At 60.0% G+C, this 24,584-nt stretch carries 21 protein-coding genes; 12 read left to right on the top strand and 9 right to left on the bottom strand.

Translation table 11 applies throughout. The annotated features are described in order from the left end of the window. The first annotated feature begins 89 nt into the window (after positions 1-89). Both asr and CRO23_RS11180 read left to right on the top strand, forming a co-directional pair. A complete protein-coding gene (gene asr / locus CRO23_RS11185) occupies positions 90-365 on the top strand; it encodes an acid resistance repetitive basic protein Asr (RefSeq protein WP_028127450.1) in 276 nt (91 codons plus the stop codon). Positions 366-659: 294 nt separating this feature from the next. Beyond that, a complete protein-coding gene (locus CRO23_RS11180; protein ID WP_016927580.1) occupies positions 660-1,472 on the top strand; it encodes a trypsin-like serine peptidase in 813 nt (270 codons plus the stop codon). 38 nt (positions 1,473-1,510) lie between these two features. Here CRO23_RS11180 and CRO23_RS11175 read toward each other — a convergent pair whose 3' ends face one another. Continuing rightward, the gene (locus tag CRO23_RS11175; protein WP_016927579.1) at positions 1,511-2,287 is read right to left on the bottom strand and encodes an AraC family transcriptional regulator; all 777 of its coding nucleotides are present in this window, start codon (positions 2,285-2,287) and stop codon (positions 1,511-1,513) included. A 101-nt stretch (positions 2,288-2,388) separates the two neighbouring features. On the opposite strand from CRO23_RS11175, the gene CRO23_RS11170 reads away from it, so the two are divergent. Further along, on the top strand, positions 2,389-3,546 hold the full coding sequence (locus CRO23_RS11170) for an MFS transporter (protein ID WP_028128336.1): 1,158 nt from the start codon (positions 2,389-2,391) through the stop codon (positions 3,544-3,546). Here the strand turns inward: CRO23_RS11170 and hrpA are convergent. Continuing rightward, positions 3,524-7,411, bottom strand: a complete 3,888-nt coding sequence (hrpA, locus tag CRO23_RS11165) for an ATP-dependent RNA helicase HrpA (protein ID WP_016927577.1) — start codon at positions 7,409-7,411, stop codon at positions 3,524-3,526. The two genes, CRO23_RS11170 and hrpA, sit on opposite strands and share 23 nt — an antisense overlap. A gap of 269 nt (positions 7,412-7,680) precedes the next feature. On the opposite strand from hrpA, the gene azoR reads away from it, so the two are divergent. Then, complete coding sequence (azoR, locus tag CRO23_RS11160) at positions 7,681-8,286, top strand: FMN-dependent NADH-azoreductase (protein ID WP_016927576.1); 606 nt, start codon at positions 7,681-7,683, stop codon at positions 8,284-8,286. Between the two features lie 119 nt (positions 8,287-8,405). Here the strand turns inward: azoR and CRO23_RS11155 are convergent, their stop codons facing one another. The 4 genes from CRO23_RS11155 to CRO23_RS11140 all read right to left on the bottom strand — a co-directional run bounded on the left by CRO23_RS11155 (position 8,406) and on the right by CRO23_RS11140 (position 12,693). Continuing rightward, positions 8,406-8,729: a YdbL family protein gene (locus CRO23_RS11155; protein ID WP_048796882.1), complete on the bottom strand. Its 324-nt coding sequence runs from the start codon at positions 8,727-8,729 to the stop codon at positions 8,406-8,408. Between the two features lie 8 nt (positions 8,730-8,737). Continuing rightward, the gene (locus CRO23_RS11150; RefSeq protein ID WP_004930472.1) at positions 8,738-8,935 is read right to left on the bottom strand and encodes a YnbE family lipoprotein; all 198 of its coding nucleotides are present in this window, start codon (positions 8,933-8,935) and stop codon (positions 8,738-8,740) included. Beyond that, positions 8,932-11,544 (bottom strand): YdbH family protein, encoded by a 2,613-nt coding sequence (locus CRO23_RS11145; protein ID WP_097101946.1) that lies wholly within the window; start codon positions 11,542-11,544, stop codon positions 8,932-8,934. Before CRO23_RS11145 ends, CRO23_RS11150 begins: the two co-directional genes overlap by 4 nt. 324 nt (positions 11,545-11,868) lie before the next feature. After that, positions 11,869-12,693 (bottom strand): LysR family transcriptional regulator, encoded by an 825-nt coding sequence (locus CRO23_RS11140; protein WP_217992224.1) that lies wholly within the window; start codon positions 12,691-12,693, stop codon positions 11,869-11,871. Positions 12,694-12,832: 139 nt separating this feature from the next. Between CRO23_RS11140 and CRO23_RS11135 the strand changes: the two genes are divergently transcribed. The 3 genes from CRO23_RS11135 to hslJ all read left to right on the top strand — a co-directional run bounded on the left by CRO23_RS11135 (position 12,833) and on the right by hslJ (position 14,737). Further along, positions 12,833-13,123, top strand: a complete 291-nt coding sequence (locus CRO23_RS11135; protein ID WP_016927572.1) for a putative quinol monooxygenase — start codon at positions 12,833-12,835, stop codon at positions 13,121-13,123. 142 nt (positions 13,124-13,265) lie between these two features. Further along, positions 13,266-14,258 carry a 2-hydroxyacid dehydrogenase gene (locus tag CRO23_RS11130; RefSeq protein ID WP_097101944.1) on the top strand — a complete coding sequence of 331 codons (993 nt, stop codon included), beginning with the start codon at positions 13,266-13,268 and terminating at the stop codon, positions 14,256-14,258. A 50-nt stretch (positions 14,259-14,308) separates the two neighbouring features. Beyond that, positions 14,309-14,737 carry a heat shock protein HslJ gene (gene hslJ / locus CRO23_RS11125; protein ID WP_033640169.1) on the top strand — a complete coding sequence of 143 codons (429 nt, stop codon included), beginning with the start codon at positions 14,309-14,311 and terminating at the stop codon, positions 14,735-14,737. 23 nt (positions 14,738-14,760) lie between these two features. On the opposite strand, the gene CRO23_RS11120 is transcribed toward hslJ, so the two are convergent. Both CRO23_RS11120 and ssmE read right to left on the bottom strand, forming a co-directional pair. After that, positions 14,761-15,015: a DUF333 domain-containing protein gene (locus tag CRO23_RS11120; protein ID WP_016927569.1), complete on the bottom strand. Its 255-nt coding sequence runs from the start codon at positions 15,013-15,015 to the stop codon at positions 14,761-14,763. 477 nt (positions 15,016-15,492) lie between these two features. Then, positions 15,493-15,825, bottom strand: coding sequence for a multidrug efflux SMR transporter SsmE (gene ssmE, locus CRO23_RS11115; RefSeq protein ID WP_004930487.1), 333 nt, complete (start codon positions 15,823-15,825; stop codon positions 15,493-15,495). A gap of 237 nt (positions 15,826-16,062) precedes the next feature. On the opposite strand from ssmE, the gene nifJ reads away from it, so the two are divergent. The 3 genes from nifJ to CRO23_RS11100 all read left to right on the top strand — a co-directional run bounded on the left by nifJ (position 16,063) and on the right by CRO23_RS11100 (position 21,312). Further along, on the top strand, positions 16,063-19,596 hold the full coding sequence (gene nifJ / locus CRO23_RS11110; protein WP_097101942.1) for a pyruvate:ferredoxin (flavodoxin) oxidoreductase: 3,534 nt from the start codon (positions 16,063-16,065) through the stop codon (positions 19,594-19,596). Positions 19,597-19,828: 232 nt separating this feature from the next. Next, positions 19,829-20,767: a tRNA 2-thiocytidine(32) synthetase TtcA gene (ttcA, locus tag CRO23_RS11105; protein WP_004930494.1), complete on the top strand. Its 939-nt coding sequence runs from the start codon at positions 19,829-19,831 to the stop codon at positions 20,765-20,767. Positions 20,768-20,913: 146 nt separating this feature from the next. Further along, entirely contained in the window at positions 20,914-21,312 is a 399-nt protein-coding gene (locus CRO23_RS11100; protein ID WP_004930496.1) for a VOC family protein, read from the top strand. Positions 21,313-21,530: 218 nt separating this feature from the next. Here the strand turns inward: CRO23_RS11100 and zntB are convergent, their stop codons facing one another. Continuing rightward, entirely contained in the window at positions 21,531-22,514 is a 984-nt protein-coding gene (gene zntB / locus CRO23_RS11095; RefSeq protein WP_016927567.1) for a zinc transporter ZntB, read from the bottom strand. Between the two features lie 155 nt (positions 22,515-22,669). Between zntB and CRO23_RS11090 the strand changes: the two genes are divergently transcribed. Then, the gene (locus CRO23_RS11090; RefSeq protein ID WP_016927566.1) at positions 22,670-23,368 is read left to right on the top strand and encodes a hypothetical protein; all 699 of its coding nucleotides are present in this window, start codon (positions 22,670-22,672) and stop codon (positions 23,366-23,368) included. Next, positions 23,320-24,411, top strand: coding sequence for a hypothetical protein (locus CRO23_RS11085; protein ID WP_097101940.1), 1,092 nt, complete (start codon positions 23,320-23,322; stop codon positions 24,409-24,411). The genes CRO23_RS11090 and CRO23_RS11085 overlap by 49 nt, the downstream gene beginning before the upstream one ends. Positions 24,412-24,584: the final 173 nt, after the last annotated feature.

Below are 24,584 nucleotides of genomic sequence, written 5' to 3'. Positions count from 1 at the left end.
TCACGGAAAGCCGGGCGCCGTTTGCCTACTATCATTTCAACGGCCCCGCAGTGGGGTTGATACCCAAAAGTCATGTTGAGGATTCTACGATGAAAAAAGTATTAGCTCTGGTTGTTGCCGCTGCAATGGGTCTGTCTTCCGTGGCTTTCGCTGCCGAGGCTGCCACCACCGCACCTGCGGCTACCGCAACCACCGCCACCGCTGCGCCGGCTAAAGCTCAGGTGAAACACCACGGCAAGAAAGCACCGGTACAGAAAGCGCAGGCGGCCAAGAAGCATCACAAAAAAGCCGCGAAGAAAGCCCCGGCTCAAAAGGCCCAGGCGGCTAAAAAGCACCACAAGAAAGCCAGCCACAAAAAAGCGTAATGACGTGAGGGTCCCCTCACCGCTTCAGGCTTGACGTGTACGACACCCGGTTCGCCGGGTGTTTTTTCATCGGGGGGTTCTCATTGATGCTGCGCCGCTACCTGTTCGAGATCGTTCTGACCGCCCTGATCCTTTGCGGACTGATCGCCGTCTTTTTTTACCTGTAGCCTGCCGCGTTGCCGGCGGGAAATTATTGAAAAATCAATTATTGCCCATCCACATGGCTGCTAAATCAGTCTATAGTTAGCATTCTGTGTGTTTATGGATGATCCGTATTTGTCAGGCAAGAGATCTATGCGCATATCCGTTTTACTGTTGCTGTGCTCACTCCCGCTTATCGCTGCTCAGGCGGCACGCGCCGACGGCCCGTCCAAGGCCGAGCAAACGCGTCTGTTTTTCGGCAAAGATGAACGAATCAAGGTCACGGATACCGCCGCCCAGCCGTGGCAAGCCATCGGCCAGGTCGAAACCGCCAGCGGCAATCTGTGTACCGCCACGCTGATCTCTCCGCACCTGGCGTTGACCGCCGGCCACTGCGTTCTGGCGCCGCCCGGGCAACTGGATAAAGCCATCGCCCTGCGCTTCGTGGCGGGCGATAAATCCTGGCGGTATCAAACCGGCGATATCGAGACCTTGGTCGACAGCAAGCTGGGCAAAAAGCTGAAGCCGGACGGTGATGGCTGGATCGTCCCGCCCGCTGCGGCCGCTTATGACTTTGCGCTGATCCGTCTGAAAGACAAAAAGCCGCTGCCGATCGCCCCGTTGCCGCTGTGGCAAGGCGACAGCAAGGCGTTGACCCAGGCCCTAAAACAGGCCAAGCGGCTGATAACTCAGGCGGGTTACCCGGAAGACCACCTGGATGACCTCTACAGCCACCAAAACTGCAAGGTCACCGGCTGGGCTCAGCAAGGCGTACTGTCGCACCAATGTGATACCCTGCCCGGCGACAGCGGCTCACCGCTGCTGTTGAAAACCGCCGACGGCTGGCAACTGATCGCCATCCAAAGCTCGGCGCCGGCGGCGAAAGATCGCTATCGCGCCGATAACCGCGCCCTGGCGGTGCCGGGCATCCGCGAAGCGCTGGACGCCCTGGCGGCAGGCAAATAATCCTCTCACAACGGCGCATTATGCGCCGTTGTGCTTTTTCAGCCCCCTTGCATATAGCGCCGCGGCGTGGTGCCGGTGAACTGACGGAAAAACGCGATAAACGCACTGTCGCTGGAAAACCCCAACCGCTGCGCCACCGCGCTGACCGACGGCAACGACGCCAGCAGTTCGATCGCGCGCATCAGCCGCCACTGCTGGCACCACTGCTGATAGCTCAGGCCGGTTTCCCGCTGAAACAGCCGCGTCAGCGTTTTGGCGTGCAGGTGCAAGCGCTGCGCCAACGCCGCCAACGCCGGCAACTCGTCGCTCTCCGGCAGCGTCGCCAACCAGGCGGCAAGACGCTTATCCTGCGGCAGCCGCAACTGGGTATTCTCGCGCTGCGCCTCGCCCAACTCATTGATCAGCACCGCCAGCAAATCGCGCGCGTGGGGCTGTGCCAACGCATAGTCCAGCGGCCAGTGCGCGATGCGCTCGACGATCGCCGCCAACAGCGGGTTTACCGCCAGCACCGTTGCCTGTGGCGGCATGGCGGCCGTCAGCGCCGGATCGAAATACAGCGAGCGATACGCGACGCGGCCGCGCAGCTGCACCCGATGCGCAATGCCGCCCGGTATCCAGACGCTGCGCGTCGGCGGCAGAATCAGCCACTGCTGCGCCAACGTGACCGTCATGCACCCCTGCGGCGCATACAGCAGCTGCGAACGCTGATGCCAATGCAGCCCGGAGTCGTGCTCCGCCAGTGCCGCCGCGATGCCGAGAGCCGGTGCCGGCAGCCGATCCGGGTCGAACGGGTGATGCTGTTGAATCAGCGCCATCAGACTGTCCTATACCTGTTGTTTTTTGTCCGGATGATTGTAATCGAACAAAACGCCGCTCCCTATACTGGCCGCCTTAACTTTTAGGGAGAATGTGCATCATGCAACGCTTATCTTTGCCGCTGCTCGTCACCGCCATCATGACGCCGCAGCTCCTGGAAACGCTGTACAGCCCGGCGCTCACCGCCATCCGCAGCGACTTCGGCGTCAGCGCCGCGCAGGCCGGGCAGACGTTATCCATCTATTTCTTCGCCTTCGCCCTCGGCGTCGCCTTTTGGGGAGCCTTCTGCGATCGGTTCGGCCGCCGTCCGGCGATGCTGGCCGGCCTGGCGCTCTATCTGGTCGGCGCCGGCCTCGCGCTGCTGAGCGGCAGTTTCACGCTGTTGCTGGCCGCCCGTGCGCTGATCGCCTTCGGCGCCGCGGTCGGCTCAATCGTCACGCAAACCATGCTGCGTGATGTCTATCAAGGCCCGGCGCTGGGGCGCATGTTCGCGCTGGTCGGCATCGCGCTCTCCATCAGCCCGCTGCTGGGGATGTTCGCCGGCGGCGCGCTGGTCGCCTGGGGCGGCAGCGCGGCGATTTTCACCGCGCAGGCGGCCTGGGCGCTGGCGCTGCTGCTGTGGAGCTACGGCACATTGCCGGAAACGCGACGGCGGCAAACCGCAACGGCCGCCGCGCCGGGCATTGCCCTGACGGCAATACTGCGCGATCGGCACATCTGGTGCTCGGCGCTGCTGGTCGCCAGCTTCAATATCATGGTGTTCAGCTACTTCAGCCTGGCGCCGTTCATGTTCGAAAGGCTGGGGTTGAACAGCCAACAATTTGGCTACTCGGGCGTGATGCTGGCTTTGGGCAGCCTGGCGGGGGCGCTGTTGAACCGCCACCTGCTGGCGCGCGGCGTCAGCGCCAAACATCAGATCCTGCTGGGCGGTTTGCTGGCGGTGGCCAGCGGCGTGGCATTGTTCTGGTGGCAACACAGCCTGTGGATGCTGCTCCCCTGTGCGCTGGTGATGCTGGCGTTCGGGTTGGCTATCCCGAATGTGCTGAGCCAGGCGCTGAGCCGCTACCGGCAGCAACTCGGCACCGCCGGCGCGTTATTCGGGCTGCTGTACTATCTGTTGATCGGCCTGGGGCTGACGATCGCGGCGCGCGGGCAGGACTTGGCCGCCACGCTGCTGCTGTGCGGCCTGTTGAGCCTGTGGTGCGCCGGCCGCTTGCCGGCCGGTGCGCCCGAGCTTAACCCGAAAGCTGCTCGATAGTTTGCAAAATGCGCTTGTCGGAAATCGGGTAAGGCGTGCCCAACTGCTGCGCGAACAGGCTGACGCGCAGCTCTTCGATCATCCAGCGCACCGCCTTCACCTCTTCCTCCTGCTGTCGCTTCGGCGGCAGCTTGTTCAACCACTGCTGCCACGCCTGCTGCACCTGCTCCACCCGCAACATCTGCGCGCGGTCGCGGTGCGGATCGATAGCCAATTTTTCCAATCGGCGCTCGATCGCCTGCAGGTAACGCAGCGTATCCGGCAGGCGTTTCCACCCGTTGCCGGTCACGAAGCCGCGGTAGACCAGCCCGCCGAGCTGGGTCTTGATGTCCGACAGCGCCAGCGCCAACGACATGTCCACCCGGCCCTTCAGCCGTTTGTTGATGTTGAAGACCGCCGTCAGGATCTGTTCAACCTGCTTGGCCACCTCGACGACCGTGTCGTTCAGCTCGGCGCGGATCTGCTCCTGCAGGCGCGCAAAGCCTTCTTCTTGCCAGACCGGGCCGCCGTGTTCGGCGATCAGCTTGTCGATGCCGCACGAAATGCAGTCGTCGATCAGCTCCAGCACCTTGCCGTACGGGTTGAAATAGAGCCCCAGCTTGGCCTTGTTCGGCAACTTTTCATGCAGGTATTTGATCGGCGAAGGAATATTCAGCAACAGCAGGCGGCGCGTGCCCTGCCACATCGCCTGTTGCTGCTCGATTTCGCTGTCGAACAGGCGGATCGCCACGCTGTCTTTTTCATCCACCAGCGCCGGGTACGCCTTCATCGAATAGCCGCCGCGCTTCTGCTCGTAAAACGCCGGCAGTTGGCCAAAGCTCCAGACATGCAGATTGCTCTGCTCCAGCCCGTCGTCGGCCACCGCCGACAGCGTCTCCTGCACCTTCTCTTTCAACTGCAGGCGCAACGCGGCCAGGTCTTTGCCTTCGCGCAGCGTCTGGTTTTTCTCTCCCACCACGCGGAAAGTCATCTTCAGGTGATCGGGCACCTGATCCCACTGCCAGTCATCACGTGACACGGTCACACCAGTCATGCGCCGCAGCTCGCGCTCCAGCGCGTCCAGCAGCGGCAATTCCAGCGCCGTTACGCGGCCCAGGAACGCCTCGGCGTAGTTCGGCGCCGGCACGAAGTTGCGACGCACCGGTTTCGGCAGCGACTTGATCAGCGCAATCACCAGCTCACGGCGGATGCCGGGGATTTGCCACTCGAAGCCCTGCTCCTCCACCTGATTGAGGATCGGCAGCGGAATATGCACCGTCACGCCGTCGGCGTCGGTGCCCGGTTCGAACTGATAGCTCAGCCGCAGCTTGAGATTGCCCTGATGCCAGAAGTTCGGGTAGTCGAGCGCGCTGATCTTGTTGGCGCCGTCTTTGATCAGCATCTCTTTTTCGAAGTTCAGCAGATCCGGCTGCTGTTTGGCCGCGTTCTTCCACCAGCTGTCGAAATGACGGCCGGACACCACGTCGTTGGGGATCCGGCGATCGTAGAAGCCGAACAGCGTTTCGTCGTCCACCAGAATATCGCGGCGGCGCGATTTATGCTCCAGCTCTTCCACTTCGGCGCGCAGCTTTTGGTTGTCGCGGAAGAAGGCGTGGCGCGTCTGCCAGTCCCCCTCCACCAGCGCATGGCGGATAAACAGCTCGCGGCACAGCAATGGATCGATGGCGCCGTAATTGACCTGGCGCGCCGCGACGATCGGCAAACCGAACAGCGTGACCTTTTCGCTGGCCATCACCGCCCCCTGCGACTTCGACCAGTGCGGCTCGCTGTAGCTGTGTTTCACCAGATGCTGAGCCAGCGGCTCGATCCATTCCGGTTCGATGCGCGCGGCGATGCGCCCCCACAGGCGGCTGGTTTCCACCAGTTCGGCCACCATGGTCCACTTCGGCGGCTTCTTGAACAGGCCGGAGCCGGGGAAGATCGAGAAGCGGGCATTGCGCGCGCCGGTAAATTCCTGCTTGTCCGCATCCTTCTGGCCAATGTGCGACAACAGGCCGGTCAGCAGCGCGGTGTGCACGCTGCGGTAGTCGGAAGGCGTGCTGTTGATCGGCAGCCCCAGCTCTTTCACCACCTGGCGCAGCTGGGTGTAGATATCCTGCCACTCGCGCACCCGCAGGTAGTTGAGAAAATCGTTGCGGCACAGCCGGCGGAACTGGCTGGAGGAGTTCGCCTTTTGCTGCTCCTGCAGATAATCCCACAGGTTGACGAACGCCAGGAAGTCCGAGTCTTTGTCGGCGAAGCGGCGGTGTTTTTCATCCGAGGCCTGCTGCTTGTCCATCGGGCGCTCACGCGGATCCTGAATCGACAGCGCGGCGGTGATGATCATCACCTCGCGCACGCTGCCGCTCTTCTGCGCTTCCAGCACCATGCGCGCCAGACGCGGGTCGATCGGCAACTGCGCCAGTTGGCGGCCTTGCGGCGTCAGCTGATAGTGGCCGTTGTCGGCGGTGGCGATCGCCCCCAGCTCTTCCAGCAGGCGCACGCCATCCTGAATGTTGCGTTTATCCGGCGCTTCGACGAACGGAAACGCGGCGATGTCGCCCAGCCCCAGCGAGGTCATCTGCAGAATGACCGACGCCAGGTTGGTGCGCAGAATTTCCGGATCGGTAAACGCCGGCCGCGACAGGAAATCCTGTTCGGAGTACAGACGAATGCACACCCCTTCCGACACGCGGCCGCAACGCCCTTTACGCTGGTTGGCGGAGGCCTGCGACACCGGCTCGATCGGCAGGCGCTGCACCTTGGTGCGGAAGCTGTAGCGGCTGATGCGCGCGGTGCCCGGATCGATGACGTATTTGATGCCCGGCACCGTCAGCGAGGTTTCCGCCACGTTGGTGGCCAGCACGATACGGCGGCCGTGGTGCGACTGGAACACCCGATTCTGCTCGCTGTTCGACAGGCGCGCATACAGCGGCAGCACTTCGGTGTGCGGCAGATTGAGGCGGTTCAGGGCGTCGGCGGTGTCGCGGATCTCGCGCTCGCCGCTCATGAAGATCAGAATGTCGCCCGGCCCTTCGCGTCCAAGCTCGTCCACCGCATCGAAAATCGCCTGCAGCTGGTCGCGATCGGTATCGTCGCCGTCGTCGACCACCGGACGGTAACGCACCTCCACCGGGTAAGTGCGTCCGGAAACCTCGATGATCGGCGCATTGTTGAAGTGGCGCGAGAAGCGCTGCGGATCGATGGTCGCCGAGGTGATGATCACCTTGAGATCCGGGCGCTTCGGCAACAGTTCGCGCAGGTAGCCGAGAATAAAGTCGATGTTGAGGCTGCGCTCGTGCGCTTCATCGATGATCAGCGTGTCGTACTGCATCAGCAGGCGATCCTGCTGAATCTCCGCCAGCAAGATACCGTCGGTCATCAGCTTGACCAGGGTGTTTTCCCCCACCTGATCGTTGAAGCGCACCTTGTAGCCCACGCTGCCGCCAAGCGGGGTTTCCAGCTCGTCGGCGATGCGGTTGGCGACGGTGCGCGCCGCCAGGCGGCGCGGCTGGGTATGGCCGATCAGCCCTTTCACGCCACGCCCCAGCTCCAGACAGATCTTCGGCAACTGGGTGGTTTTCCCCGAACCGGTCTCCCCGGCAACGATCACCACCTGGTGATCGCGGACAGCGTTTAAGATGTCCTGCTTTTTCTGGCTGACCGGCAGGCTTTCCGGATAGGTAATGCGCGGGCAAGACGCGGCGCGCGCCTGCACTTTTTGCCGCGCCGCCGCGATGTCGCTTTCCACTTCGGCGGCGACCGCCAGCTGGGCATCGGGATTTTTGATTTTTCGTGCGCCCTGCAGGCGACGACGCAGGCGTTGTTGATCGCGGAGCATCAGCTCGCCCAGTTGGGCCGGCAGTGCCTCGAGCGGAGATTTCACGTTGGGTGTTCCTTGTTTCATCGTGGCCAAGACCAGGCTTGGCAACGGTTTAATGTTTTTTTAGCGATTTTTTTGCTTTAGCCGCACAGCCTATCACAAACGGCTTTTCCTCCCTACTTTCGCGAGTAAAGCCTCGGCATGTTATTCAATAAAATCGAACGAAGATCTCGAAATATTGCGCTATCACTGTGTGTGGAATGTGAATAGCATGTACTTCATGCAAGGGACGCTGAGTCCTGATGTCACTGTCACAACGTAAGGAATTATCGATGAGCAACGTATTGGTTCTGAAATCAAGCATCCTGGCGACCTACTCTCAGTCTAACCAACTGGCCGATTTCTTCGTAGAGCAATGGAGCAACGCCCATGGCGGCGACACCATCACCGTGCGCGATCTGGCCGCACAGCCAATCCCGGTGCTGGACGGCGAACTGGTCGGCGCGCTGCGTCCTTCCGATGCTCCGTTGACCCCGCGTCAACAAGAAGCGCTGGCGCTGTCGGACGAGCTGATCGCCGAGCTGCAGGCCAATGACGTCATCGTGATTGCCGCACCGATGTACAACTTCAACATCCCGACCCAGCTGAAAAACTATTTCGACCTGGTTGCCCGCGCCGGCGTGACCTTCCGTTACACCGAAAACGGTCCGGAAGGCCTGGTGAAAAACAAACGCGCCGTGATCCTGACCAGCCGCGGCGGCATCCATAAAGGCACCCCGACCGACCTGGTAGAACCTTACCTGCGTCTGTTCCTGGGCTTCATCGGCATCACCGACGTGGAGTTCGTCTTCGCGGAAGGCATCGCCTATGGCCCGGAAGTGGCGACCAAAGCACAGGAAGACGCCAAGGCGGCCCTGTCTCAGGTGGTTGCTGCCTAAGACCCTGCGCAGGGGCGCCGTGCCCCTGCCGGACAAGAGGCAAGTCCTGTCAAACCTGCACTACCCTCATAATAATCATCTATCCGTATCTTTTGGCGCGCCAGACGGCGCGCTTTTTTTTATTTCTTCAGCCACTGCCCGTTGATGCCGCGCACATACTCGCCGCTTTGCGCGCGCGTCACCAGCTTTTGACCGGCCATGCGCGCCACTTCGTCGACGGCGATATGGTTGCCGTCCGCCACTTCCTGATACTTCTCGGCGCGGCCGGCGTTGATGCGTTTCACCAGCGCCAGGGTTTCCGCGTCCTGCTTCACCGGCGCGATATAACCGCTCAGGGTTTCCCCCACCCGACCTTGCTGCTTCGCCTCATCCAGCGTCAACGCCATCGCCATGCCGCTGAACAACCAGGCGGCGCCGGCCAGCCACAAATAACGTTTTTTCATGTCGGCTCCTAGAACAGACCGCTTTGGGTTTTCAGCAGGTTTTCGACGTCCTTATCCACCTTGATATGAATTTCATGCTCGATCTTGACGTTCATATTGATGGTGATCGGATCCTTCGGCGTCGCCACCTCGATGCGCGGCACGCAGCCGCTCAGCAGCGAAACGCACAGCACCGCTGCCAGCGCCGACACACTCATGATTTTCATTGTTGCTCCCCAGGTTGTGAGAGGGCCTGCTCCAGCCACTCCTGTAAATTGTCGCCGAAGCGCAAACTGCGCCACAGCTGAAACACGTTTTCCTGATGGCGATAGTTCAGGATCACCTCGCGCTTGGCGCTTTTCTGCGGGTTGATGCCGTCGATGCGCGCGCTCAGCGTCAGCTCGCCCAGGTTGTCGAGATCGACCCGGGCGTGCGAACGGTTGATTTCCATGTAGCGCAGCCAGTCGATCGCCGCGCCGGTCGCCAGGTTGTTGCTGCCGATGGCGTCGGCCATGTCTTTGTCCAGGCGCAGCGTCAACGTGCCGGCGTTGGCGATCCAGCCGTTTTGCACCAGCCATTTCGGGTGATTCAGGAACAGCGGCAGCTCGCCGTCGACCCGGCCGGACATGGCGAACTGCTTCGGTTTCAGAGCGGTGAACAGCGCGCTGAGATCGACCTTGTCCAGCTTCAGCACCGCGGCGTCATGCTGCGGCAACCGCAGCGCCGACAGGCTGATATGCCCGTTGAGCATGTCCACGCCGACGTTGCTCAACGTCAGCGGCTGCCTTTCGCTATAAGGATAGGTGCCCTGCAGATCGGCGGAAATGTTCTGCATCTCGAACAGGTTGCTGAAAGACTTGATGCGCAGCGACACCGGCTGTTTGGCCCCCAATTGCCACTGATGCTGCTTGAACCGGTACGACAGGATAAAATCCAGGCCGCTCATCTCGCCGTCCTTCAGCCACATGCCGCCGTTTTTCACCACCCAGTGGCCACCGGCCTCGAACCCCTGTTCGCGCGCGGCGGAAAACGCCGACTGCGCGTAAAACTCGCCGTCGCGCAGCGTGAGATTGAGATCCGGCGCCAGCAGCGGTTGGAACACCTTCAGCGACTGTTTCGGCCACCAGGCTTCGCCGCGCAGACGTTCGCCGTCCCAACGGCCGCGCAGCGCGATCGGCCCAATCTGTTGCGCCTGCAGTTTGCCCTGCAGTTGGAAACTGTCCGGCGAACGGCCGTTTACCTGCAGCGCCAGCACCGGCGCCGGCAGATAGCCGCCGTCGCTGAAGCTGACCTTATCCGCCGCCAGCTGCAACTCGCCGTTGAACTGCGGACTTTGTTCATCACGCCGCCAGCGCAGCGGCTGATTGAGGCTCAGGCGCGGCGCGGCGACCGTCACCAGACCGTACTTCAACTTATCGAAGCCGGTGGAGAGTTTATCGAGCACCAACTCGCTGTCGCGCCAGCTGCCGCTGCCGGCCACGTCCCAGGCGGCCTGCAGCGGCGGCAAGCGGCCATTGCCCCAGTAGCGCCATTGCCAGTGGCCCTTGTCCGGCCAGAAATCCTGCGCCTGGCCGTCCAGATGCAGCTTGAAGCGGCCCCAGTAACTGTCGCTGGCGCTCAAAATCGCCTGCAGGCGGCCGGTGATACCGGCGGCGGTCACCTTCACGCCCGCCAGCGGCAAACGCGCCTCTTCCAGCGTCATTTCCGGCGTCACCTTGCCCCACAGGCGCAGCAACGAACCCGGCTGCAGAACCAGCGTCGGGTTGAGAATGCTGCCGCCGATCACGCCCGGGATCGACGCGGTAGTGGAAAAGTCGGCCAGATTGGCCTGGCCGGTCAGTTGGAAGCGCAGATCGCTGTCGGTCAACCCCACCTTGCCCGGCCCGAGGGTGAGCACCGCATTGCCCTTGCCGTTGTGACCCACGGTGATGACGTTCAGCCGCGCGCTGATCTCCGTTTCATCCAGCCCTTTGCTCCAATCGTGCAGCGCGATGCTGAGCCCGCCGTTCAACGGCTGCTCGCTGTACGGCCAACGCCACTCGCCCTGCTTGATGCTGACCCGCTGCGGCGCGACTTCCCACGGCAACACCGCCAGCGGGCGATCGTCACCTTTTTCGCTTACCGTCAACACGCCCTGCTGCTGTTGCCAGCGCATGTCCAGCAATACCGGTTTTTCCAGATAGGCGGTCTGCATTTCCCCCTGCAACGCGCCCTGCGTCGGCAGGCTAGCCAGATCCAACGGAATGGTTATCTTGCCGGCGAGGTGCAGCGGTTGTGCGCTGTTGGGCGGAACCACGGTCAGGCTCTGCAACGTCAGCTGCTGTTTTTCATCCAGCTGCGCCTCGGCGCTGAGATTCGGCCCCCGATAATGCAGACGTTGCCCGTCGGGGCCGGAGGAAAGCTGCAGCTTGCCGGCATAGCGCTGCCAGGGAATGAGCGTCAGGTCATTAATGGTGAGATCCAGCGGCGGCAGCTGTTGCTGCAGATGATCGAGCGCCAGCGGCGCGCTGTTGGCGTCGCCGCTCGGCAGTTTTGACAAACAGGCGCTATCGACGCTGACCTTATCGCTCGACAGTTGCCAGCGGCCCTGGCGGTAAGCCAACCGCGTCGGCCCGACGTTGGCCAACAGGCAATCTTGCGCAGTGAAACGCGCCCCCGCCAATGCCAGGCCGCCCTGGCGCCAGTGCAATTTGCCCTGCAATTCCAGGCGGCTCCCCGCCGGCAACCAATGCGATAACACCCCCGGCAGCCAGCGCGGCAAGGTTTGCCACAACGCCAGCACCAGGATTGCGCAGCCCGCCACCGTCCCTATGAATACTTTCAATCGCCTGGTCATTAAATGATTGCTTCGTTCCTGAGTTAGGCATTGGTTAAGTCTATGCCTGAATTGACAATAATGATGGCACGAATTTGACATAGGGTGAAGCCGAGCGGGCTCGCAGAAGCGATTTGCACCTTTTTGGCGCAAACGTGTGCGGAGTTGTAGATTTTCGTTACAACTACATCACATTAACAGGACAGTTTTCAGACTTTTGTTATTGTTGTTACCGTTGATGATTAATAGTCTTGCAACCATTCTAATAAAAGTTTAGCTGCTAGCTAACTGTGTACTAGAGAAGCCATTCCCCACACCCCCGTGGGGATTTTTTTGCCGTTAATTTCAAATCACGGCCTCAATAAAAGCCTGTACTATGCGGCTGTCGCTCGCTTTACGCCAGATAGCATAAATATCGCTGCGCATTTCATTCCCGCACTCGATATACGCCACCTCCCGCTGTCGCGCGAGGCTTTCAGGGACAAACGCATACCCCAACCCCGCTGTTACGCAGGCGAATATCACGTCGTAGCATTCCACCTCCAGCAGCGCGGCGGGGATGATTTGCTGCTTTTGCAGCCAGGCGTCCACCAGATGGCGATAGTGGCATTGACGCGAATAAACATAGAGATCGCTTTTTGCCAGCAACGCTGGCTGATACGCCCCGCCAATGAAGACCAAACGCTCCTGAAAAGCACGCCGGCTCTGCAACTGCGGATGTTCTATCGGCCCATCTGAAAACACCACGTCCAGAGTCCCTTTTTGCAATTGAAACTCCAGATCCAGCGAATAGCCTTGCACCACACTCAACTGAACGCGGCGGTTCTGCGCACGGTAATGCGCCAACTTTTGCGGCAGATGATGACTCAAGGCGATATCCAGCGCGCCAAGCTTCAATTCACCCTGTACCGGATCCTGTTCAAGCTGCGCTCGCGCCCGCTCTTCGATAGCCAAAAAGCGCTTGGCCTTATGGTAAAGCGCCCGGCCTTCCGGTGTGAGCGACAGCCGATTGCGCTCACGCTCAAATAGCGTAACGCCACACGCCGTTTCCAACTCTTTTAATTTCTTGGTCACGTTAGAGGGCACGCAAAACAGCCGCTCCGCCGCAGCCGTGAGACTCTCCGACTCAACCACCATGCAAAAGGTGGCCAACTGAGCACGTTTCAACACCACAAACCTTCACCAAAAATGAATGATAACCGAACTTTATTTCACTTTTAATCAACCATCAAGCCCATAGAATGCTCGCAGTCGGCACATTGCTGCCTCCTGGAAATTCCAGTTTCATTATCGACAGAGGAAATAAACCATGATCACGCTCAACGTCTTTTTTCAGGTCAACCCGGCCAAACGCCCAGCTTTTCTCAGTCTGCTCAACACTATGGTGCAGGAATCCAATAAAGAAACCGGCTGCTCTTTTTACCAGCTTTGGCAATGCCAGAACGATGAAAACAGCTATGCGCTGATCGAAAACTGGGACGATAAGGCGGCGCTTTCGGCACACCAGAAAACGCCGCATTGGATCGCCTTTAACGATGCCGTCAACGGGTATTTGACCCATGATTACGATGAGCACCATTACACGGAAATCGCTCGCTAACATCGCGTGAACCGGCCCAATGCGGGCCGGTTTCATCCCCCTGTTTCATCGGACAAACCCCGTGCAGGACAAACCGCTAACCAATTGTCGAATTTACTAAAATCTGTTAAATTGATCACAAAATCACGGTGGAGAAACCACGATGAAATTGGCGATATACAGTACCAAACAGTATGACCGTAAATACCTCGAACTGGTGAACCAGCAGTTTGGCTATGAGCTGGAATTCTTCGACTTTTTACTCAGTAAAAAAACCGCCAAAACGGCCGCCGGTTGCAAGGCGGTGTGTATCTTCGTCAACGACGACGGCAGCCGTGAAGTGCTCGAAGAACTGGCGGCGCTGGGCGTCGAAATTCTCGCCCTGCGCTGCGCCGGTTTTAATAACGTCGATCTGGACGCCGCCAAAGAACTGGGCATCAAGGTGGTGCGCGTGCCGGCCTACTCGCCGGAGGCCGTGGCGGAACACGCGGTAGGCATGATGATGTGCCTGAATCGCCGTATTCACCGCGCTTATCAGCGTACCCGTGACGCCAACTTCTCGCTGGAAGGGCTGATCGGTTTTAACATGCACAATCGCACCGCCGGCGTGATCGGCACCGGTAAAATCGGCGTGGCGACAATGCGCATTCTGAAAGGCTTCGGCATGAAGCTGCTGGCCTACGATCCGTTTCCGAGCGAACAGGCGCTGGAACTGGGCGTGGAGTATGTCGATCTGAAGACGCTGTACGCGCAATCCGACGTGATCACCCTGCACTGCCCGCTGACGCCGGAGAACCACCATTTGCTGAATGCCGACGCCTTCGCGATGATGAAAAACGGCGTAATGGTGATCAACACCAGCCGCGGCGCGCTCATCGACTCCACCGCCGCCATCGATGCGCTGAAGCAGCAAAAAATCGGCGCCCTCGGGATGGACGTCTACGAGAACGAACGCGATCTGTTCTTTGAGGACAAGTCTAACGACGTGATTCAGGATGACGTGTTCCGCCGCCTGTCGGCCTGCCACAACGTGCTGTTCACCGGCCATCAGGCTTTCCTGACCGAAGAGGCGTTGACCAGCATTTCCCAAACCACGCTGCAGAACATCAGCCAGTTGGATCGCGGCGAAGCCTGCCCGAACCAGTTGAACGCCTGAGCGTAACCTCGGGGCGCCCTTGCGGCGCCCTGTATATTTGAGAGAACGCGATGAGAAAAACCACGGTGGCCGCCCTTGCGGCGCTGGCCTTAGCGGGGTGCAGCATGAAACCACACACGGCCGTCACGCCAGGCGATCTGCTGCATCACAACTTCGTGTTGCAAAGCGTGGATGGCGACACGGCAAAATCACCGGCGGGCGGCGGCCTGCTCAATCTGGAGTTCGGCGAGAACCTGCATGTCTCCGGCACGATGTGCAACCGCTTTTTCGGTCAGGGGCAATTACGCGACGGCGTGCTGACGGTGAAATCGCTGGCCACGACGCGCAAGCTGTGCCCTGATGAGCAGCGCAACCGCTGGGATCGGGTGATCGGCACCGTGCTGGAAAACGGCGCCGAAGTGACGCTAAACGCACAGCAGCTGACGCTCACCGGCAGCGGCCACACGCTTATTTATACCCTGCGCGATTGGGTGTATTGATCCTGCAGGCCAGGCGCCGGGGCTTACCCGGCGCAGCTGCCCAGGGCCAGCGTGCGCTCTTCGCACTGCTTGCCGTTCGGCATCTGGCACATGCGCAGCGCTTCACCGTTCAAATTGTGCGCGATGGTGGTAACGCCACCGACCGCCGCGCAACCGGTGCTGGTCTGCAACGTATTGATTCTGGCACTGTTGCCCTGCTGTACTGGCTCTTCGTTATTGCTGCTGCAGGCGGCTAAAAGCAGCACGGCGCTGGCAAGCAGCCATTTTGATGTCGTCATTATCCCACTCCTGAACCCGGAACTGCGCTGTGTAAAATCGCCATTGCTGATAACGCGCGTCACTTGGCGGACACGTTTCGCTATCTTTGATGCAAACTTGTTTAATCTAGCTCGATATATAAATAATGAAAATATATTCCAGCCATTATTTGTCGTTTTTTTGCGCCGGCCGGACATTTATTTTGTTTGCAGAATATTTCCGTGACGGCGCCACTCGCTGCCAGGCGCTGGCCGCACGCAAAAAGTGATAACGTCACCGCTGCCATCGAGGAAGTTTTTCCCGCGACATTGGTATTAATTATCTTCGCGTGCTTTCATTGCGGCGGCGCATTTTTTGCTACCGGAGAGAACGATATTTGCGTCTATGCTGGCGGCGCTAAGTAATTAGCATTCCACTATTTTCAGTGAATGATAACTGAATTCTTCAACCGGCGCGACTTGCTGTCACGCCGGCCTTTTTTTACATTAAAATAACACTCAGTGCACCGAGGCTTTCGACAGTAAATTAATCACCAGCACGCCGGCAATAATTAATCCCATGCCGACGATCGCCGGCCAATCCAATTTTTGCTGATAAACGAACACTGCGGCGACCGACACCAGCACGATGCCCATGCCCGACCAAATCGCATACACGATGCCCAGCGGCATGCTTTTGACCACCATCGACAGCCCCCAAAACGCCACGCCGTAGCCCAGCACCACCAGCAGCGACGGCCACAGGCGGGTAAAGCCCTCAGAGGCTTTCAACATGGTGGTGGCGATCACTTCCGCGACTATCGCCATCGTCAAATACATAAATGCGCTCATGGTTTTCTTCTGTCAATTTGCCGATGCGCAATTATGACGCGCCGGAAATAAATTGTCTTTAAACGGTGAAAACAATTTATTGCCCCGGCCCCTAATCGGCGAGGAAATACGCCTTTGACGATTTATCACCCGCCACACAAACACGATAAAGCCACGTTCGCCCCCTCTGTTAGACTTTTTTCCATTACTGCGAAAGTGCGCTTTCGCGGCTTTGTGAGCAATGAAAAGGTAACGCCGATGATAACTACAGATGGTAATAATGCAGTCGCTTCCGTGGCCTATCGCACCAACGAAGTGATTGCCATCTACCCTATCACGCCAAGCTCCACCATGGCGGAGCAGGCGGACGCCTGGTCCGGCGATGGCCGGCAAAACATCTGGGGCGATATCCCCCGGGTGGTGGAAATGCAGTCGGAAGGCGGCGCGATCGCCACCGTGCACGGCGCCTTACAAACCGGCGCGCTGTCGACCTCGTTCACTTCATCGCAGGGTCTGCTGCTGATGATCCCCACGCTGTACAAACTGGCCGGCGAGCTGACGCCGTTCGTGCTGCACGTCGCCGCACGCACCGTGGCCACGCATGCGCTGTCCATCTTCGGCGACCATTCGGACGTGATGGCGGTGCGCCAAACCGGCTGCGCCATGCTGTGCGCCGGCAGCGTGCAGGAGGCGCAGGACTTCGCGCTGATCTCACAGACCGCCACCCTCAACGCGCGCGTGCCGTTTATCCATTTCTTCGACGGTTTCCGCACCTCGCACGAGATCAACAAGATTGTGCCTCTCAGCGACGATACGCTGCGGCAAATGCTGCCGCAGACGGCGATCGACGCCCACCGCAGCCGGGCGCTGTCGCCGGATCATCCGGTGGTGCGCGGCACTTCCGCCAACCCGGACACCTATTTCCAGTCGCGCGAAGCCACCAACCCGTGGTATGACGCCACCGGCCAACACGTGATCGACGCCATGGAAGCCTTCGCCGCCCTCACCGGCCGCCACTATCGGCCGTTCGACTATTACGGCCACCCGCAGGCCGAACGCGTGGTGGTGGTGATGGGCTCCGCCGCCGGCACCTGCGAAGAAGTGATCGACACCCTGCTGACCCGCGGCGAGAAAGTCGGCGTGCTGAAGGTGCGGCTGTTCCGGCCGTTCTCCGCCCAGCATCTGCTCGGCGCGCTGCCGGACAGCGTGCGCAGCGTCGCGGTGCTCGATCGCACCAAAGAACCGGGCGCGCTGGCCGAGCCGCTGTATCTGGACGTGATGACCGCGCTGGCGGAAGCCTACAGCCGAGGCGAGCGCGTCACGCTGCCGCGGGTCATCGGCGGCCGTTACGGCCTGTCATCGAAAGAGTTCGGCCCGGACTGTGCGCTGGCGGTGTTCCGTGAGCTGGCCCAGCCGCAGCCGCGCCCGCGCTTTACCGTCGGCATCTTCGATGATGTCACCGGGCTTTCACTGCCGCTGAGCGACGAAGTCCTGCCGCAGCGCGCCTCGCTGGAAGCGCTGTTCTACGGTTTGGGCAGCGACGGTTCGGTCTCGGCCACCAAGAACAACATCAAAATCATCGGCAACGCCACGCCGCTGTATGCGCAGGGCTATTTCGTCTACGACTCCAAAAAGGCCGGCGGCCTGACGGTGTCGCATCTGCGCGTCAGCGAGCAGCCGATCAATTCGGCCTATCTGGTCAGCCAGGCGGATTTCGTCGGCTGCCACCAGCTGCAGTTTATCGATAAGTACCAGATGGTTGAACGCCTGAAGCCCGGCGGCACCTTCCTGCTCAATACCCCTTACGGCGCCGATGAGGTCTGGTCGCGCCTGCCGCAGGAGGTTCAGGCGTTGTTGTACCAACGCCAGGCGCGTTTCTATATCATCAACGCCGCCAAGCTGGCGCGCGAATGCCGGCTCGGCGCGCGCATCAACACCGTGATGCAGATGGCGTTCTTCCATCTGACGCAGATCCTGCCGAGCGACGTGGCGCTGCAACAGCTGCAGGACGCCATCGCCCGCAGCTACAGCAGCAAGGGCCAAGAAATCGTCGAGCGCAACTGGCAGGCGCTGGGCGCCACCCGCGGTGCACTGATTGAAATTCCGCTGCAGCCGGTCGACGACAGCAGCCCGATGCGCCCGCCGGTGGTCTCGGACGCCGCGCCGGACTTCGTCAAAACCGTTACCGCCGCGATGCTGGCCGGGCTGGGCGATGCGCTGCCGGTTTCCGCCTTCCCGCCGGACGGCACCTGGCCGGTGGGCACCACCCAGTGGGAAAAGCGCAACATCGCCGAAGCGATCCCGATCTGGCAGCCCGACCTGTGCACCCAGTGCAACCACTGCGTCGCCGCCTGCCCGCACTCCGCCATTCGCGCCAAAGTGGTTCAGCCGGCGGAGATGGAACACGCCCCCGCCTCTCTGCAGTCTCTGGATGTCAAAGCGCGCGATATGCGCGGCCAGAAATACGTACTGCAAGTGGCGCCGGAAGATTGCACCGGCTGTAACCTGTGCGTCGAGGTCTGCCCGGCGAAAGATCGCCAGAACCCGGAGATCAAAGCCATCAACATGGCGTCGCGCCTCGATAATCTGACGGCGGAAAAAGACAACTACGACTTCTTCCTGCAGCTGCCGGAAATCGATCCGGCGCAGCTGGAGCGCATCGACATTCGCACCTCGCAGCTGATCACGCCGCTGTTCGAATACTCCGGCGCCTGCTCCGGCTGCGGCGAAACGCCGTACATCAAGCTGCTGACCCAGCTCTATGGCGACCGTTTGCTGATCGCCAACGCCACCGGCTGTTCCTCGATCTACGGCGGCAATCTGCCGACCACGCCTTACACCACCAATGCCGAAGGGCGCGGGCCGGCGTGGGCCAACTCGCTGTTCGAAGACAACGCCGAATTCGGCCTGGGCTTCCGTCTGACGGTCGATCAACATCGCGCACGGGTGCTGCGCCTGCTGAACTCGCTGGCGCCGCAGCTGCCGGAGCAGTTGGTCAATGCCTTGCAGATGGACGACGTGGCGCCGGAGCCGCGCCGGAAGCAAATCGCCGAACTGCGCACGCTGTTGGCGAGTTTCGAAGGTGAAGACGCACGCCAGCTGGCGGCCGATGCCGATTACCTGGTGGATAAATCCATCTGGCTGATCGGCGGGGACGGTTGGGCCTACGACATCGGCTTCGGCGGTTTGGATCACGTGCTCAGCCTGACGGAGAACGTCAACGTGCTGGTGCTCGACACTCAGTGCTACTCCAACACCGGCGGCCAGCAGTCGAAAGCCACGCCGCTGGGCGCGGTGACCAAGTTCGGCGAGCACGGCAAGCGCAAGGCGCGCAAGGATCTGGGCGTCAGCATGATGATGTACGGCCATGTCTACGTCGCGCAGATCTCGCTGGGGGCGCAGCTTAACCAGACGGTGAAAGCGATTCAGGAAGCCGAGGCCTATCCGGGGCCGTCGCTGATCATCGCCTATAGCCCGTGCGAAGAGCACGGCTACGATCTGGCGCTCAGCCACGATCAGATGAAACAGCTGACCGCCACCGGCTTCTGGCCGCTGTACCGCTTCGATCCACGCCGCAGCGCCGAGGGCAAGGCCGCATTGGCGCTGGATTCGCGGCCGCCGAACAGCAGCCTGGCTGAAACGTTGCTGAACGAGCAGCGTTTCCGTCGCCTAAACGCGCAGCAGCCGGAGGTGGCCAGCGCGCTGTATCAGGCCGCCGAGAAAGAGCTGAAGGAGAAATACGATTTCCTCAGCCTGCTGGCCGGCAAGGCGGAAAAGTCCGCCGCTGAGTAACCCCTGTCAGGGCGCGAGCGATTCGCGCCCTGTTCTTTTACTACCGCCGGCGTAAATCGCAGCAACAAAACCTGCTGGCATTCCGGCGCGCAATCCGTACCATACAGGCCTCGCGTCGGGCGCATGGAAGCAGGATGATGAATAATGATCAAAATTGGCCGGTTGAATGGTAAACTCGCGGTCTACAACCCCATGCCCCTAGTGCCCCCCATTGAGAATGAGCACGATTTAAATGTCAGAAAAGCAATCCGTTAGCCAAAAAGAGCAGTACAACCTGAACAAATTGCAAAAGCGCCTGCGCCGCAACGTGGGCGAAGCGATCGCCGATTTCAATATGATTGAAGAAGGCGACCGCATCATGGTCTGTCTGTCCGGCGGCAAAGACAGCTACACCATGCTGGAGATCCTGCGCAATCTGCAGCAAAGCGCGCCGGTCAACTTCTCGCTGGTGGCGGTGAACCTCGATCAGAAACAGCCCGGCTTCCCGGAGCATATTCTTCCCGCCTATCTGGAAAGCCTGGGGGTGGAATACAAGATCGTCGAAGAAAACACCTACAGCATCGTTAAAGACAAGATCCCGGAAGGGAAAACCACTTGTTCACTGTGTTCGCGCCTGCGCCGCGGCATTCTGTACCGCACCGCCACCGAACTGGGCGCCACCAAGATCGCATTGGGCCACCACCGCGACGACATTCTGCAGACGCTGTTCCTCAACATGTTCTACGGCGGCAAGATGAAAGGCATGCCGCCCAAGCTGATGAGCGACGACGGCAAACACGTGGTCATCCGCCCGCTGGCCTATTGCCGCGAGAAAGACATCGAGCGTTTCTCGATTGCCAAAGCCTTCCCGATCATTCCATGCAACCTGTGCGGCTCGCAGCCTAATTTGCAGCGCCAGGTGATCGGCGACATGCTGCGCGACTGGGACAAGCGTTACCCAGGCCGGTTGGAAACCATGTTCAGCGCCATGCAGAACGTGGTGCCTTCGCACCTGAGCGATATCAACCTGTTCGATTTCAAAGGCATTCACCACGGCAGCGCCGTGGTGGACGGCGGCGATTTGGCCTTCGATCGCGAAGACATCCCGATGCAGCCGGTCGGCTGGCAGCCGGAAGACTCGGACGACGCGGCGCCTGCGCCAGAGCGTTTGAACGTGCTGGAAATCAAATAAGCCCCCTCGCCGCTTGCCATCCTGCGAGCGGCGACATTTCCCTTTCCCGACGATCTCGATCCTGTTCACAGTTTGCGCAAAATTTGCTGGGCAGTGCCGTTTTTACCCTATACTGTTTATTTATACAGTCATATGGAGATCGCGCAATGAATATCACCCCCTGCCTGTCCCACGTCTCGCTGGGCTCCAACGATTTCGAGGCCGCCGCCGCCTTTTACGATCGTGCGCTGGCCGCTTTGGGTTGCCGACGGGTGCTGGAGCATCCCGGCGCCATTGGTTACGGCCGCGACTACCCGGAGTTTTGGCTACAGGTGCCGATCGACGGCCGGCCGGCCTCACCCGGCAACGGCACGCACGTCGGTTTTTTCGCCACCAGCAAGCAACAGGTGGATGAATTCCATCGCCAGGCGCTGCTGGCCGGCGCCGTCGATGAAGGCGCGCCCGGTTCGCGGCCGCATTACGGCGAGGCTTACTACGGCTGCTTTGTTCGGGATTTGGATGGGCACAAGATTGAAGCCAGCTTCTGGGATGAAAGCGCGGCCTGAAGAAGAAAGGAAGCCGAATAAAAAAATGCCGGTGATTAAACCGGCATTGTACGAATCAAATGTGCTATGCAGTAATTCAAAAATAAGAAAGTAAGACAATTATGGAGCGCAACGCCCATCGCTTGACGTTGCATTCACCTGCGAGAGAGATCATGCCCCATTTCCCCCGGCTAAATGTTGATATTGCTCAATGTTAACCGGGTTTTCGTCATTTTTGCCTACAGCCAGCGGCTGCGCTTCAACCACCAGGCGACGCCAAGCACCAATCCGACCAGCATCAGGCAAAATGCCGCGAAACCGAAAGGATTACCGCCGCCCGGAATACCGCCAAGGTTGACCCCGAACAGCCCGGTCAGGAAAGTGGTGGGCAGAAATACCATCGCCAACAATGACATGGTGTAAGTGCGGCGGTTCATCGCGTCGGCCATCACCGTGGTGATTTCGTCGGACAAGATGGCGGTGCGTGCAATGCTGCCGTCCAGATCGTCCAATCCCCGTCCCAGGCGATCGGCGATATCCTGCATGCGGCGGCGATCGTCGTCGCTCATCCACGGCAGGCGGTCGCTGGCCAGCCGCGCGAAGACGTCGCGCTGCGGCGCCATGTAACGGCGCAGCACGATCAGCTGTTTACGGATCAGCGCCAGTTGGCCGCGCTCCGGCACCTGCTGCTCCAGCAAGGCGTCCTCCAGATCGATAATCTTGTCGTGCAGATCCTCGATAAATTCGCTGGTGTGATCGGTCAACGCATCGGAAATTTCCACCAGCCAGCTGCCGCTGTTGGTCGGCCCAGCGCCGCTTTGCAAATCGTTCACCACCTGATCGATGGAATACACCTTGCGGTGCCGGGTGGAGATAATCAGCTTGTCGGTGATATATACGCGGATGGTGACCAGCTGATCCGGCCGGGAATTAGCGTTAAAGTTGATGCTGCGCAGGGTGATCATGGTGCCTTCGCCCTGGCGGCTGACGCGCGGCCGTGAGCTTTCGCCGGAGAGTGCTTCGCGCACCGAGTCCGGCAGCAGCGGCGTGGTACTCAGCCATTCAGCGCTGGCCGGGTGCGCGTAATCAAGATGCAGCCAGCACGGCGCGTCGCAGGTGATCTTGTCATCCTGTTCGATCGGCGTGACGCCCCCCTTGCCGTCGAGCTGGTAGGCGTAAACCGCATCGGCGACCTGCAGCTCGCTCCCCTCAATCACATCCATTCATTTATCCCCTCAGTCTTGCTTATGTTGCTGAGTCTAGCGTTAACGTCTTGGAGATCAAAGGCCAAGCTGTAACGCCAGTTTTCTCGTTGTCCCATAAACGTGTTCTATACTTCTGCCGCAAGGAACGCCAGACAGCCCGAGAGGAGACTCGCATGTTACAAATCAGCACCGCAGATATCTTGAAAGTCGTCTTACCGACCGTCATTACGCTGTTTATCGCCGTGATCAAAACCCCTTTTCGCATTCGGCGGGAAAAACACGATAAGCTGCTCAAACTGCTCGAGTCTGTCGAGAAACCCCACGCCGCCCCCATTTGCCTGCTGCAGTTTCGAGACTATATGGGAAATAAAACCATCAGGCTGACGGCATTGCGGCTACTGCTGGCGCTGCCGGACAGCGTGACCGCGCTGGAACGTTATCGCTTCACCGGTGGCCGCCAGCAAATCCTGCGCGCCACGTCCGCAGGCTTCGTTTTGCGGCCAAACGCCGATAGCAAGTTCAAACGTTTTTTGCTTTCCGGCCGTTATTTCTTGCTGTACCTGCTGTTCGTCATGCTGCTGGTGCTATTGCTGGCACTGGCGCAATGGGGGCTGCGTGGGGTAGAAATCACCACCACGTCGATCACCTATCTGCCCGGTGCGCGCATCGGCGACGGCTGGCAACTGCTGTTCCTCGGCTTATTGTTTACTATCATTATGCTTAGCCTGGTATTCATGATTTTCAGGCAGTTGATGCTGGCGGGCAATCTCAGCTCGGAAAGCGCCTTTTATCGTTACTATCAACAGGCGCGTGAGGAACAACGATGTCGGGAACTCCTAAGACAAATGCGCGATGTTCTGTGCCGTATCTGATGGGGATGCGCCGCTTGTTTCGCCGCGCGATAGCGACGCTGCTGTTCGCCGGGCAAACGGCCTATGCGCAGCCGACGCTGGAGCGCATCGCCGTTCCGTTTCGCGTAGCGACGGCGGCGGGCGATTTTTCTTACTATGTCGCCCATGAGCACCGCCCCCAGCCGCGTACCGCGCTGGTGGTGATGCACGGGCATCCACGCGACGCCGCCAAGACGTTGCAAGCGGCGATCGATGCCGCGCAGGGAGCGGGAGGCAACAGCTTGCTGGTCGCCCCGCTGTTCCAGGTGCCGGTAAAACTCGCCGTCCACTGCCATTCCGCCGGTCTACCCCAGCCGCAAGACGGTGACGCTCTCTGGCGCTGCGGCTCGTGGATCGCAGGCGATTTGGATAATAGCGGGAAAACCGGCTCGTTCAACGCCATGGATAACCTGCTGGCCGATCTGAAACGGCGTTGGCCGTCGCTGCAGTCGATAACCGTGGCCGGTTTTTCCGCCGGCGCCCAGTTCGTGCAACATTATGTCGGCTTTGCTCAACCGCCAAGCGGAGTGCGTCTGCGCTATGTGGTGGCCGATCCCGGCAGCTGGCTCTATTTTGATCGTCTGCGCCCTCTGCCCACAAGCTGGGGAAGCTGCGGCAGTGAGAAAACCTGCCGCTTCCGCTGGCAAACGCTGGACGCCGGCCGCTGTCCGCAGGCCAATCGCTGGAAATTCGGTCTGGAAGCGCTTCCCGCTCACCTGCAGCGCGCCGCAGACGCGGCTCGCCGGCGCTATGCTGCGGCCGATATCACCTATCTGGCCGCCGCCGATGATACCGGCACGACGCCGGGCGCCTACTATCGGATACTCGACAAATCCTGCGCCGCCCAGCTGCAGGGCCCCTATCGATTGCAGCGCGCCCTGGCCTACGCCGACTACGATCGGCGTTACCTGGCGCCCCAGAAGCCGCATCGGTTAACGATCGTTCCCGGCTGCGGGCACAATGTCGCCTGCGTCTTTCCCGCCCCGACGGCCAGGCAGGCGCTTTTCCCCATTAATGCAGACTAATAATAACGGCAATGAAATAAACCCTTGCCGATAAATCGGACAATATCGCCGATAAAGCGCTGGCAATAGCGTTATTATTATGACTTAACATATTGCTATCAATTTTAATTCAAAATGATAATAATAAATCAACACAAAGCTGTTTCAGCGCAAATTTTAGGGGCATATACTTT

Origin of the sequence: Serratia sp. JKS296 (genome assembly GCF_900215445.1) — a bacterium.
Taxonomy (GTDB): Bacteria; Pseudomonadota; Gammaproteobacteria; order Enterobacterales; family Enterobacteriaceae; genus Serratia; species Serratia marcescens.
Note: the sequence above shows the minus strand (reverse complement) of the source record. Positions and strands in the feature narration are given on the sequence as shown.